Below are 14,043 nucleotides of genomic sequence, written 5' to 3'. Positions count from 1 at the left end.
GAGTAATACACTGCAATTTAACTGAGTAAAAAAGTCGGGTACATTTAAAATTATTGATTATCGTTTGTATATTTAATATTCATTTACCGTAAGATGTGAGCGGAATGTAAACTAACAGTAAGCAATAAGATAAAAGAGAACAAATTATCATCATGTATGGTGTTGCGTTAAATTCGGAGAATGAAATATCAGCATCTGTGTTGCGATAATGAGAATCAAAAATGTTAAATACAGAGGCTTGTCTTTTTTTTAGCCATATAAAATACTGCGTAGATTTCCACCCTGAATTTATCACTCCAGGTTTTTATCAGGTACCTATCTATTATAAGGCTATACTAAATAAAAATGACAAACATACTGGTAAAAAAATAATATCCGTCTGATAAGAATGATATGTCTGATGGCTAATGTATCTGAACCTGACTCAGACTGAATAAATATCCTCCGGCATAGCCGGAGGTTTTTCAAATGCGCCTGTAAGGCTCTCTTACCAGCAGTGCCCTAACAGGCGCGTCGCAATCTGACATTTGCATTTTGGATTACTTAGGACCCGTAAACGGGCTTCCCGGATATGGGATCGACAACTGTTCTCCCATTTTATCCGCTTCGAGCTGGTGCTTTATATATTCCTGTATCTTTGTCGTGTTCTTGCCTACCGTGTCTACATAGTATCCCCGACACCAGAACTCCCTGTTTCTGTACTTAAATTTCAAATCCCCGGACTGTTCATACAGCATCAGACTGCTTTTGCCCTTCAGATACCCATAAATACCGATACACTCATCTTCGGCGGGATCTCCAAAAGCAAATGAATATGATCAGCACAACATTCTGCTTCCAGGATATTCACATTTTTTCATTCACACAGCTTCCTTAAAATGCTCCCTGTTACCCTTCGCCGCTCTCCATAAAAGACCTGTCTTCGGTACTTAGGTGCGAAAACAATGTGATATTTACAGTTCCATCAGGTATGCGCTAAGCTCTTTTCGTCCCTCATCGGGACCCCTTTTGATTTCCTGTTGAACCTTTGCAGTTGCCAGACCGCAAGGTGTTTTAACAAATCAAAAGGGTTTTTTATATACGGCCCAAAGCTGAAAGCTTTACGGAACCCCCAGCCTGGCTGGGGGTTTTCTGGATACAAAAAAACCTGCCAAAAGGGCAGGTTTTTTGGAATTAATTTACTGAATTAACCGATGAACTCAATATTATTCATATACGGGCGTAGAACATCAGGAACCCGAATACGTCCGTCAGCCTGCTGGTAATTTTCCAGTACTGCAACCAGGGTACGTCCCACGGCCAGACCGGAACCATTCAGTGTATGCAACAGACGAGTCTTTTTATCCGCTTTACTACGGCAACGGGCCTGCATACGACGAGCCTGAAAATCCATAGTATTTGAACAGGATGAAATTTCACGATAAGTGTTCTGAGCCGGGAGCCAGACCTCGAGATCATAGGTCTTACTGGCACCAAATCCCATATCGCCGGTGCATAACAGCATCTTACGATAAGGTAAATTAAGTAGCTGAAGCACTTTTTCGGCATGCCCGGTCAGTTCTTCAAGCGCCTGCATGGAATTTTCAGGAGCAACCACCTGTACCATTTCGACTTTATCAAACTGGTGCATACGAATCAGGCCACGTGTGTCACGTCCGTAAGAACCAGCCTCAGCACGGAAACAAGGTGTATGTGCGGTCATTTTGATGGGTAATCTATCTTCATCAATAATTTCGTCACGCACCAGATTCGTCAGCGGGACTTCCGCCGTGGGGATCAAGGCATAATTACTGCTGTCCGCTTCTTCTTCCAGAGGACGGGTATGGAAAAGGTCATTACCAAATTTTGGTAACTGCCCTGTTCCAAACAGTGAATCGTGATTGACCAGATAAGGTACATACATTTCTGTATACCCATGCTGGCTGGTATGTAGATCAAGCATAAACTGGCTCAAAGCGCGATGCATACGAGCAATCTGCCCTTGCATAACGACAAACCTTGAACCTGTCAGTTTAACCGCAGAGGCAAAATCCATCCCACCCGCCATTTCGCCAAGATCGACATGATCGCGCACTTCAAAACTGAAGACAGTCGGCTCACCCCATCGGCTGACTTCAAGGTTATCACTGTCATCTTTACCCAAAGGCACATCGTCTGCAGGTAAATTAGGCAGGGCCAGTGAGAAGTCGCGAATTTCGGCCTGCAATACATCGAGTTCAGCTTTTGCTGCATCCAGACGTTCACCCAGATCATTCACTTCCTTACGCAATGGCTCGATATCTTCCCCACGCGCTTTGGCCTGACCGATGGATTTGGATCGTGAATTGCGTTCAGCCTGAAGGTTTTCAGTTTCTACCTGCAACACTTTACGACGTTCTTCCAGAGAACGCAGCATTTCAACATCCAGAGTAAATCCCCGGCGTGCCAGTTTTTCTGCAACTGCGTCTGGCTCATTACGCAGCAGATTGGGATCGAGCATGCTTATCCTGTGTATGAGTTAATGAATTGAATTTTCGTCGGGAAAAACCACAATACGAAATTTTACGACTCACCTTACCGTAATGTTTTATCAGCGGTAGCGTTTTGTCGGGCTATTTTGATCCTGTTCAGCCAGCCATGCCAGCTTTTCTGCAATTTTAGTTTCCAGACCCCGTTCAACTGGTGAATAAAAGTGCGAATCTGCCATTTCAGGCGGAAAGTAATTCTCACCAGCTGCATAAGCATTGGGTTCATTGTGCGCGTAGCGGTACTCTTTACCTAAACCCATCTCTTTCATTAATTTAGTCGGGGCATTGCGCAAATGTTCAGGAACGTCATAGTCAGGAAACTCTCTGGCTGCGCGCATGGCTGCATTAAATGCAGCATACACCGCGTTACTTTTAGGTGCGCATGCCAGATATACAATTGCCTGAGCAATCGCCCTCTCACCTTCAGCAGGGCCTACCCGGGTAAAACAATCCCATGCCGCCAGGGCAACCTGCATCCCACGGGGATCGGCATTGCCTACATCCTCAGAAGCGATAGCCAAAAGGCGTCTGGCAACATACAGAGGATCACCACCGGCGGTAATGATTCTGGCGTACCAGTACAGTGCAGCATCAGGAGCTGAACCGCGTACTGATTTGTGCAGGGCCGAAATCAGATCATAAAAACGATCGCCTTTGTTATCAAATCTGGCCGCACGTTCTCCGGCCACCTCAGTTAACAGGGCCGGGGTTAAATGCCGTTGGCCCTGTGCATCTGCCTCCGCCATATCAGCCATCATTTCAACAGTATTCAGAGCCCTGCGTGCATCGCCATTGACTAATTCGGCTATCATTCGCCGGGTCTCATCGGGCAGAACAATATTCTGCCCCCCCAGGCCACGATCTTTATCAGACATCGCCTGGCTGATAATTTTTTTGATATCGTCCGGAGTCAGTGATTTCAGTAAATAGACCCGCGCACGGGAGAGTAACGCTGAATTAAGTTCGAAAGAGGGATTTTCGGTCGTTGCACCGATGAAAGTGATAGTTCCGTCTTCGATATGAGGCAGAAATGCATCCTGCTGGCTCTTATTAAAACGGTGCACTTCATCGACAAATAAAATTGTCCTGCGCCCTGCCTGTCTGCTTTGCCTGGCTCTCTCTATGGCCTCGCGGATCTCTTTAACCCCTGAAGTTACCGCCGAAATCCGCTCCACGCTGGCGTCAGCATAACGGGCAATAATTTCTGCCAGCGTAGTTTTTCCTGTTCCCGGAGGTCCCCACAGAATCATCGAATGCAGATGTCCGGCCTCGATAGCCCGTGGCAAAGGTTTACCCGCCGCCAGTAAATGTTGCTGACCCCCATATTCAGCCAGTGTCACAGGCCGCATTCGCGCGGCCAGTGGCTGAAATTCGTTAGCAGAGAAATCCAGAGAAAGTGTATTCACAGTTACCTCACTGACGTTGATCGTCCAGGGTAACGCCTTTTGGCGGGGTAAATTTAAACTTGTCCGGGCTAATTGCCCCATTTTGTTGTGAAGTTAACTGATAGCTGGTCCGCTGGCCATCTTGTTCAACTGCGCTAAACTGGCGGATGGTGCCATCAGGCGTCACATTGATAGTAAATTGTTTCAGATTCCCACCATTACTCTTAGGCGTGAGTTCAAAAGTATCCCCCTGCTGACTCACATTATAGTTCTTCCAGTCAGAGGACTGGTTACGTGCTATCAGCATAAAGGGTGTATTGCTGGTTGCATTTTTTAACCAGCTGGCAGTGACCTGCTGAACAAACGGGTTGTAAAACCATAAAGTTTTACCATCAGAGACAATAGTACTCTCATCAGGTGCTGTCATGTGCCAGTTAAATAAGCTGGGACGCTTTACCCATAACTCGCCCTGGCCATCCTGTACATTATTACCTGAACCATCGGTGACTTTCTGGCTAAATGCTGCATGAAAGCTGCTAACTTTATTGAGCCGTGCCTGCAAGTCGGCCGCGGCATCAGCCATCACACTGGCTGATATCATTAAGCTCAATACACCTGTAGCGATTAGATATTTTCTCATCTCAGACCATTCCTTATTAATTAGTACCGACCTGGCATTCACTATCCTGGTCACTGTCACCCAATTCCGACAGGAGATAAAACCGAAAACTATCCTTTACTATGGGGGTGATACATCAGATAAGCAATGGGCCGGGAAGTTCCGGCCCATTGAAGTTTAGTCATGAAATGTCAGTGAATTACATTTCATGAGGTGGAGGTGACAGAACTTCACGGTTACCATTATGGCCGGGTTCAGAAACAATACCCTGGGCCTCCATTTGTTCGATAATCCTTGCCGCGCGGTTGTAGCCAATACGGAACTGACGCTGAACCCCGGAAATCGATGCTCTGCGTTTATCGACCACAAATGCCACAGCCTGGTCAAACAATGGATCAAGCTCTTCGCCACTACTGTCAGCAGCTCCGTTACCACTTTCGCTTTCATCACCGGCAGTAATACTATCGATGTACTGTGGTCTGCCACGTGCTTTCCAGTCCTGAACAACGGCGTGCACTTCCTGATCACGGACAAACGCACCATGGACTCGCACCGGCATTGAAGAGTTAGGTGGCATATACAGCATATCCCCCATTCCCAACAGAGACTCTGCCCCAGCCTGATCCAGAATGGTCCGTGAATCAATTTTGCTGGAAACAGTGAAAGCAATACGGGTTGGAATATTCGCTTTAATCAGCCCTGTGATCACATCTACTGATGGACGCTGAGTTGCCAGCACAAGGTGAATACCTGCTGCACGGGCTTTCTGAGCCAGACGGGCAATCAGTTCTTCCACCTTTTTGCCAACAGCCATCATCAGGTCAGCAAACTCATCCACCAGCACAACAATATAAGGCAACTTTTCCAGTACCGGCGGCGTGGTGTCCATACTGTCACCAGGTTTCCAGAACGGATCAGGAATCGGTCGACCCATGGCTTCAGCCTGTTCGACTTTCTCGTTGTAACCCGCCAGATTACGAACCCCTAAGGCTGACATCAGCTTATAACGACGTTCCATCTCCCCGACACTCCAGCGCAATGCATTAGCTGCATCTTTCATATCGGTAACAACTTCGGTTAACAGATGCGGAATACCCTCATAGACTGACAGCTCAAGCATTTTAGGGTCTATCATAATAAACCGAACTTCATCAGGTGTTGCTTTGTACAACATACTGATGATCATGGCGTTAACCCCGACCGATTTACCTGAACCGGTAGTACCCGCAACCAACAAGTGTGGCATTTTGGCGAGATCCGCTACCACCGGCTGCCCGGCAATATCTTTACCCAGTACCACCGACAGTGGTGATGGGTTATCGCGAAACTTCGCACAATCCAGGACTTCACGCAGATAAACGGTCTGACGATGCTTGTTAGGTAGTTCAAGGCCCACATAAGGTTTGCCCGGGATGACTTCAACGATACGCACGGCCACCGCCGATAAAGAGCGGGCTAGGTCGCGGGAAAGGTTAGAAATTCGGGCAGCTTTTACCCCGGGCGCCAAATCCAGTTCAAACCGGGTGATCACCGGCCCCGGAGAAATCCCGACAACTTCCGCTTTCACACGGAAATCACTGAGTCTTGCCTCAACCAGTTTACCGGTTTGTTCAAGAGCAAACATATCTACCGGCTCTTCTTCAGAAGGCGGAGGTGTCAGCAAATCCAACGTAGGTAACGGTGTTGATGGCTTCTGCAAGGGTTGTTCATGGCGCACCAGGAACGGATGAAACAGACTTTGTTGTTCAGCCTGAGCAACTACCGGTGACGTATTATTACCCTGACTGTCCGGATGTGCTATCTGTGACTGATTAAACGGCTCTGCTGAGCCTTCAGACGGAGAATCATATTCGGGATGATGAACATGGGGGTCATGTTCGTTAACCGGAGCGATGGTAAACAGAGGTTCACCCGGGCCGTCATCCACCAAATCCTCCATGGGTGAAAAGTCAAATGCCGAAAATGTTTCAGCTGCGGTCGGAGTCGTCTTTTGGTCCCGGGGTTCTGGCTGATAGCGTTGTTGTTGTTGCTCAGCAAACTGCCGAGCCAGCGCGGCTTGTTGCAGCACATCTTCGTCATCCTGAGATTCTTCGCTGTCGGAAAAACCATAACGTTGAGTCTGCTGAGCTGCAAATGCCTGGCGTAACTCAGCCTGTTCGATATCAGCCTGCTCTTCATCACTGTAAGTCGCGCTGAATTCGTCGCCAGCTGCCTTATACTGTTCCTCGCGGGCCTTTTCTTCAGCCATACGCTGAGAAGGGAGTTTGATGCCGTAAGACGCCATTTCCCTGCGGGTAGGTAACCGAACCGGATTGGGGCGTGGCAGTTCCGGGCCACCAATGCCTTTTTTCACCTGCGGATTACTACTGTCCCGCGGAACATCGAATACCGGACTATGGGAAGAGAGTTTCCCCATACTAGCCGCAACAGCAAACGGCGACTGTCCGGCCGGTTTTGCAGCGGGCGTGGCAGCTGCAACAGGGGCTGCCGGAATGTTCGGAGCTGCCGGAGCCGGAGAGGCCGGTGCAGGAGATGGCACGTATTGCTGTGCAGGTGTGCTTTGTTGTACTGAAGGCTGCGACTGAGTCACTGGTACAGCCTGTTCAGGCACTTCAAAACGGTAGCGTGGTGGTTCAACTCCCCGAACTGTTCGATCCTCAGCGGGTGCGGTATAAGCCTGACGAGCAACAGTATTATCTGGTACCTGGCTTCGCGAGGGAGCCACAGGTGCCGGAGAACTTACCGGGGCATGGGAAGTGCCCGGCTGAAATTCAGCAGCGGGTGAACGGACAGGTTCTGTCGGTTGTGTCCACTGTGAAGGACTAAACAGTGGATCATTTGCATCATCCTCGGTCTGACGTGGTGTCCGGCTGAACAGCGGATCATTATCTTCGGAGTGAACCCCAGCCTGAGGAGGACTGAACAGAGGATCATTATCGTCTTGTGGATAGCGTCGGGCGCTGAACAACGGGTCGTTATCCTCATCGTCAGATTCATAATAAGGTGCTGTCGGTGATTTATCCGGCGACGTCGTCTCAGGATTTATTGTCTGAGATGCATTGGTCAACGCATCATGTGATTCGCTGTCTGTAGCAAGCTCAGCTGAGACCGGGGCCCGAGTTTTTTTTGGCGACCGGCGCAGGTTCGAATTCTTCATCATCCTCATCGTCCCAGCGATTATCATCCCGTGAACGATTACTGGCAAAGGTGAGAACCGACATCACTGCCCCACCGATTTTCTCGGCAATCGTCAGCCATGACCAGCCAGTATAGAGGGTAATGCCGGCAGCCCAGACACAGAGTAATACCAGTGTCCCCGTCGCCTGGTTAAAATAGGGTGTCATGGCACTGCTCACCAGGCTGCCAATCACACCGCCGGAAGCAAAATACCAGATATCGTCAGCATTAATGGCTGCCAGTCCGCAGGTGGTCACCACCAATGCCAGAACACCAATCAACCGCAAGCCAATCGCAAAATAATCAACATAATCGTCATTATGTCGGTGGCGGAAAGTTATCCAGCAAAGCCCAATAATGACCACAGGAATAGCATAGGACATCACCCCGAAAATAAATAACAGGGTATCTGCCAGCCATGCACCAGGGCTGCCACCCAGGTTGTGGATAGGTTCATGCCAGGCTGTCTGAGACCAGCTGGGGTCAGAAGGATTAAAACTGACCAGGGAAACCATAAGATAAACAGCAAAAAGTGCCACCAGAATCAGCAATGCTTCCAGCAGTCGCCGCCCGCTACTGAGCGGGGTTAAAGTTACTTCTTTGTCTTCTGTATATTCCTGGCTCAAGAGAACTCTCCAGGTGCCTGTCAACTTAAGAGAGGAACAGCACCGGTATTAGCACTGTCCCTGTATGAATTTACAGGAGTGTACCTAATTGCTAAAGATTTTGCACCTGTCTGATTTAGCGAGTTTTAATCACCAGGCGGTTACTCTGCTTCACTTCTTCCATCACCACATAAGTCCGGGTGTCATTCACTCCGGGCAGACGCAGCAAGGTTTCACCGAGCAATTTGCGGTAGGCTGACATGTCTGGCACACGGGTTTTCAACAAATAGTCAAAATCACCGGAAACCAGGTGACATTCCTGAGTTTCCTCAAGTTTTTGCACGGCGGCGTTAAATTGTTCAAAAACATCCGGAGCCCCGCGATTCAGAGTTATCTCAACGAAAACCAGTAATGAGGCATCCAGGTAGTGTGGATTGAGTAATGCTGTGTAACCCAGGATAAATCCCTGACGCTCAAGACGCCTGACCCGCTCAAGGCAAGGTGTGGGTGATAATCCGACACGTTTTGAAAGCTCAACATTTGAAATCCGGCCATCTTTCTGCAGCTCGTTCAAAATATTCCTGTCAATACGATCAAGATCTTTGCCTGGACGCTTCTTATTGTCTGTCATTATTATTGTCTCTCTATTTCCTTCCCTAAGACTACTTGCCCCTTAATCTGTCACTGATCCGGGGCCTGAGTTATGTTTAAGCAATACCTGTATATTGATGCTTTCAATAGCTTTCATTGTCTGTCCACGTTGAAAGCTGCCAAAATCAGCTCAGGTTTCATGATTCAGTCACCAGACCCTGCACTCATGCAGGCTCAGTTTTGCTGAAGTTTATTTGCTTACCCCCATGTTTTCGCAAAACAACAGGCGATTGTCAAAGCAAAACATCTAATTTCAGTACATCATTCCGTAGCAGGCCCTCAATAATAGTTTCCGGAAGCTGTTTTTGGACATTTTCTTCCTCTCAGCCCATGAAATCGGGACATAAAACCTGTGCTGCCGCTGACTGATTACTTTTAACATTCACAATAATAAGTAATCCCGAGCCCGGAACTCTTTTTTTCCCCCGCCACTTTGCCTACAATCAGCAAATTATTTTTCAGCAGACTCTCTATTGAGGAAAAAAGCATGGCCAAACACAGTAAATTACTCATCTTGGGTTCAGGGCCTGCAGGTTATACCGCAGCCGTGTATGCTGCGCGGGCTAACCTGAACCCCGTGCTGATTACCGGAGTTGAAAAAGGCGGACAGTTGACGACGACCACTGAAGTCGAAAACTGGCCGGGTGATCCTGAGCATCTGACCGGTCCCGGGTTGATGGAGCGGATGCACGAACATGCGGTAAAATTTGATACTGAAATCGTGTTTGATCATATCCACACTGTGGATCTCAAAAATCGCCCTTTCCGTCTGACGGGTGACAGCGGTGAATACACTGCCGATGCGTTAATTATTGCCACCGGTGCCTCTGCCCGCTACATAGGTCTGCCTTCGGAAGAAGAATTTAAAGGCAAAGGTGTTTCGGCCTGTGCAACCTGCGACGGCTTTTTCTATCGTCAGCAAAAAGTCGCGGTCGTTGGCGGCGGAAATACTGCGGTAGAAGAAGCTTTGTATCTGTCGAACATTGCTTCCGAAGTTCACCTTATTCACCGTCGGGACAGTTTCCGTGCCGAGAAAATCCTGATCAACCGTTTGATGGATAAAGTCGCCAGCGGTAATATCGTTCTGCATACCAACCGAACTCTGGAAGCTGTCACCGGTGATGACATGGGAGTCACGGGTGCTCGCCTGCAATCTACTGACGGGCAGTCAGAACCTGAGCAGATTGATGTCGCCGGGGTGTTTATAGCTATCGGACATAGCCCAAACACTGCCATCTTTGCCGATCAACTGGAACTGAATAATGGCTATATTGTTGTTCAGTCCGGTCTGCAGGGTAATGCTACCCAGACCAGCATCCCGGGGGTTTTTGCTGCCGGTGATGTAATGGACCACACTTATCGTCAGGCGATTACCTCTGCCGGCACTGGCTGTATGGCCGCACTGGATGCTGAGCGGTATCTGGATGGTTTAGCAGGTACTGAGTGGTAAATTTTTGCTGAGAATTTGATGTGAAACAAGGCGACAGTGAATCTGTCGCCTTTTTATTGTCCATCATGCTAAAGTTCCTGCATTAAATTAAGGGATATTAATCATTTCCTCTGCATGCCAGGCTCACAGCAAACCTTATGAATAAATCCAGACAACAGTTTTTGATACGCTGGCTGAAACAGCAACGTCATTTTGGCCAGCGTTGGTTACGCCTTTCTGTGATCACCGGAATATTCAGTGCCATTTTGATTATTGCCCAGGCCGCTCTGCTGGCCAGCCTGCTTGAGTCCATCATTGTGCGGCCAGCAACTGATACCCCATTGCTACCACGTCTCTTTGCTCTGGCAGGATGCTTTATCTTGCGGGCGCTGTTGCATTATTTCAGGGAGCTGTTTGGTTTCCGGGCTGGAACCGCCATCTGTGAAGCTATCCGACGACAAATCATCGATCGCCTGGAATCTCTTGGCCCGGTGGGGATTAAAACCCGTCCAGTGGGTAGCTGGACCACGCTATTGCAGGAACAGATTGATAACATGCATGATTATTATGCACGTTACCTGCCACAGATGTCCCTGGCGGCCCTCATTCCGCTAATGATCCTGTTAGTACTGGCCCCGTTAAACTGGAGCGCTGCATTAATTCTGTTTTGCACCGCACCACTGATCCCATTATTTATGGCAATGGTCGGCATGGGGGCGGCAGAAGCAAACCGTAAAAATTTCCATGCACTGGCAAGATTGAGCGGTGACTTTCTTGACCGGTTACGGGGACTGGAGACCTTACGGCTGTTTCAGCGTGGTAGCGCAGAACAGCGGGCTATTGCTGACAGTTCAGAGCAGTTTCGCCAGCGCACAATGGAGGTTTTGCGTATGGCTTTCTTATCCTCCGCTGTTCTTGAGTTTTTTGCAGCAATTTCGATAGCCGTGGTCGCCGTCTATTTCGGCTTCTCTTATCTTGGTGTCTTGCACTTTGGGGATTATCACCGGGGGGTCACCTTATTTGCCGGTTTTCTGGTGTTAATTCTGGCGCCTGAATTCTTTCAGCCGCTGCGCGATCTGGGGAATTTCTACCACGCCAAAGCTCAGGCCACCGGTGCCGCAGATGTACTGGAAGATTTTATGCAACAAACCCAGCCAGAGGAGATTCCCCGGCCAGGGTCACAGCCACCGGGGATCGGACCGGTCACTCTGCACGCCACCGATCTGGTCGTGACGACTGCCGGCGGCATTCCCCTGACACAGCCATTAAATTTTACTCTTCAGGCAGGCAGGCGGGTCGCGCTGCTGGGAACCAGTGGTGCTGGAAAAACTTCACTGATGAATGCATTGCTCGGCTTTCTCCCTTACCAGGGCTCGCTGACGGTTAATGGCAGTGAACTGCGTGAAACCGATGTTGAGAACTGGCAGCAACAGATTGCCTGGGTTGGACAAAACCCCGCATTGCCGGAAGCCAGTCTACGTCAGAACATTACCTTTGGGCGTAAATGTAGCGAACAACAATTTGAGCAGACTCTGCAATCCTCCGGGGTTAGCCAGTTTCTCCCTCAGTTGGCCCGGGGGGTTGATTCGTTTATTGGTGATGATAGCTCAGGATTATCTGTCGGACAGGCCCAACGGGTAGCCGTGGCCAGAGCGTTGTTACTGCCTGCCGGCCTGTTGCTGTTAGATGAACCGGCCGCCAGCCTGGACAGCCATAGCGAACAACAAGTCATGCAGGCATTACATGCTGCTTCCCTGCAACAAACGACATTGATGATTACTCATCAGCCCGAAGGGCTGCAGAATTGGGACGAGATCTGGGTGATGAGCCAGGGACAAATTGTTCAACAGGGTGACTGGCAGGCGCTGGCCGAGGCCCCGGGTCTGTTCACTGATATGTTGTCCCATTCGCGTCAGGAGATAAAGCTATGAGTGCGTTGTTGCCTTTTCTTCGCCTTTGGAGGAGACACGGATTACGGCTGTTCCTTGGCCTGATACTGGCCATTGTTACCCTGCTGGCCAGCATTAGCCTGCTGACACTTTCCGGCTGGTTCCTTGCAGCATCAGCCCTGGCCGGAACCGCCGGACTTTACAGTTTCAACTATATGCTGCCTGCAGCCGGAGTCCGGGGAGCGGCAATCATTCGCACAGCTGCCCGCTATTTTGAACGTCTGGTCAGTCATGACGGCACATTCCGTGTTCTGCAACATCTGCGGGTTTTTACCTTTAGCAAGCTGTTTCCCCTCTCCCCTGCCGGATTGTCTCAATTTCGCCAGGGGGACCTGCTAAACCGCTTTGTCGCCGATGTCGATAACCTGGACCATCTTTATCTTCGGGTTCTCTCTCCACTTGCAGGTGCCTTACTGGTCATTATTGTCGTGACCCTGGGCCTGAGTTATCTTAGCCTGCCATTGGCAATGATTACCGGCGGCATCATGCTGCTAAGTTTGTTGCTACTGCCAATAATATTTTACCGGCTGGGAATCTCATCCGGCCAACAAGTGACTACGCTAAATGCGACATACCGCCTGCAGCTGACCCGCTGGCTGAGCAGTATGGCAGAGCTAAAAATTTACCAGCATGATAAACACTGGCAGCAGCAGTTATCTTTGACAGGACAACAATTAGCCAAAGCGCGACAGCAGCAGCAATCTCTGACCGCTGCGTCACAAAGTGCCCTGACCATCATCACCGGAGCGACAGTTTGTCTGATTTTATGGCTGGGTTCGTTGTGGCTAACCTCTCCCGGGCAGGATCCGACGTTTGTCGCGCTGTTTGCTTTCTGCGTGCTGGCGGCGTTCGAAGCGCTTGGACCCGTGGCAGCATCATTTCTGCATATTTCCAGAGTGGTATTGTCGGCCCGCCGGTTAACGGAACTATTAGATAAAGATCCGCAGGTGATTTTTCCGTCTCAGTCAACTGCCGCTCAAACAACCGGCATTGCTCTGCGGGTCACTAACCTGAGTTTTGCTTATCCGGGTCAACATCGACCAGTACTGGACGGTCTTAACCTGCAAGCTTGTCGCGGAGAAAAGATTGCTCTGCTTGGTTTCACCGGCTGCGGTAAATCAACGCTCCTCCAGTTGCTCACCCGGGCATATGACCCGTCTCATGGTGAAATTTGTTTTAACCAACTTCCACTTCGGGACTGGGACGAAACTTCACTGCGTCAAAGAACCAGTGTGGTGACACAACGGGTTGCATTATTTAACCAGACTCTGCGTGATAACCTGAATCTTGCGGCAGCCAACAGTAGTGACAGTGAACTGGTCGACGTGTTACAACTCACCGGTCTGGAGACATTGCTGGATAACGAAGGACTGAACACCTGGATGGGTGAAGGCGGCCGGACACTGTCAGGCGGAGAACTACGTCGTTTAGCCATTGCCCGGGCGTTGCTGCATCAGGGTGATCTCTGGTTGCTCGATGAGCCCACTGAAGGTCTGGATGCCAACACAGAACAGCAAATACTTGAACTACTCTGGCGTGTAACCCGCGACAAAACCGTAATCATGGTCACCCATCGTCTGAGTGGTCTGGACAAAATGGATCGGATCTGCGTTATGGAGAACGGAAAGATCATTGAGCAAGGCAGCCACTCGCAGCTCTTACATCTTGATGGTCGCTACCGGCAATTTTGCCAGCGTTTAACCCGTGAATGAGCAATAACA

At 49.5% G+C, this 14,043-nt stretch carries 8 protein-coding genes and 2 pseudogenes; 3 read left to right on the top strand and 7 right to left on the bottom strand.

The window, feature by feature from the left end; all coding sequences use genetic code 11:
* Window positions 1-539: 539 nt before the first annotated feature.
* The 7 genes and pseudogenes from tnpA to lrp all read right to left on the bottom strand — a co-directional run bounded on the left by tnpA (window position 540) and on the right by lrp (window position 8,924).
* Window positions 540-946: pseudogene (gene tnpA / locus HA49_RS01570) on the bottom strand (IS200/IS605 family transposase).
* A 240-nt stretch (window positions 947-1,186) separates the two neighbouring features.
* Window positions 1,187-2,479 (bottom strand): serine--tRNA ligase, encoded by a 1,293-nt coding sequence (serS, locus tag HA49_RS01565; protein WP_038019781.1) that lies wholly within the window; start codon window positions 2,477-2,479, stop codon window positions 1,187-1,189.
* Window positions 2,480-2,569: 90 nt separating this feature from the next.
* Window positions 2,570-3,913: a replication-associated recombination protein A gene (locus HA49_RS01560; RefSeq protein WP_038019779.1), complete on the bottom strand. Its 1,344-nt coding sequence runs from the start codon at window positions 3,911-3,913 to the stop codon at window positions 2,570-2,572.
* Between the two features lie 7 nt (window positions 3,914-3,920).
* The gene (gene lolA / locus HA49_RS01555; protein ID WP_038019776.1) at window positions 3,921-4,532 is read right to left on the bottom strand and encodes an outer membrane lipoprotein periplasmic chaperone LolA; all 612 of its coding nucleotides are present in this window, start codon (window positions 4,530-4,532) and stop codon (window positions 3,921-3,923) included.
* Between the two features lie 178 nt (window positions 4,533-4,710).
* Window positions 4,711-7,671: a DNA translocase FtsK gene (locus tag HA49_RS21565; protein WP_281177678.1), complete on the bottom strand. Its 2,961-nt coding sequence runs from the start codon at window positions 7,669-7,671 to the stop codon at window positions 4,711-4,713.
* Window positions 7,655-8,314: pseudogene (locus tag HA49_RS21925) on the bottom strand (DNA translocase FtsK 4TM domain-containing protein); the annotation flags it as partial. The gene HA49_RS21565 and the pseudogene HA49_RS21925, both read right to left, overlap by 17 nt.
* 115 nt (window positions 8,315-8,429) lie before the next feature.
* Window positions 8,430-8,924, bottom strand: coding sequence for a leucine-responsive transcriptional regulator Lrp (gene lrp / locus HA49_RS01540; protein ID WP_038019770.1), 495 nt, complete (start codon window positions 8,922-8,924; stop codon window positions 8,430-8,432).
* Window positions 8,925-9,431: 507 nt separating this feature from the next.
* Between lrp and trxB the strand changes: the two genes are divergently transcribed.
* The 3 genes from trxB (at window position 9,432) to cydC (ending at window position 14,034) form a co-directional block, all read left to right on the top strand.
* Entirely contained in the window at window positions 9,432-10,394 is a 963-nt protein-coding gene (trxB, locus tag HA49_RS01535; protein WP_038019767.1) for a thioredoxin-disulfide reductase, read from the top strand.
* Window positions 10,395-10,531: 137 nt separating this feature from the next.
* A complete protein-coding gene (gene cydD / locus HA49_RS01530) occupies window positions 10,532-12,304 on the top strand; it encodes a heme ABC transporter permease/ATP-binding protein CydD (RefSeq protein WP_038019764.1) in 1,773 nt (590 codons plus the stop codon).
* The gene (gene cydC / locus HA49_RS01525) at window positions 12,301-14,034 is read left to right on the top strand and encodes a heme ABC transporter ATP-binding protein/permease CydC (protein ID WP_038019761.1); all 1,734 of its coding nucleotides are present in this window, start codon (window positions 12,301-12,303) and stop codon (window positions 14,032-14,034) included. The genes cydD and cydC overlap by 4 nt, the downstream gene beginning before the upstream one ends.
* Window positions 14,035-14,043: the final 9 nt, after the last annotated feature.

Source organism: Tatumella morbirosei (genome assembly GCF_000757425.2).
Taxonomy (GTDB): domain Bacteria; phylum Pseudomonadota; class Gammaproteobacteria; order Enterobacterales; family Enterobacteriaceae; genus Tatumella; species Tatumella morbirosei.
This window is presented reverse-complemented; position numbering and strand designations above follow the sequence as displayed.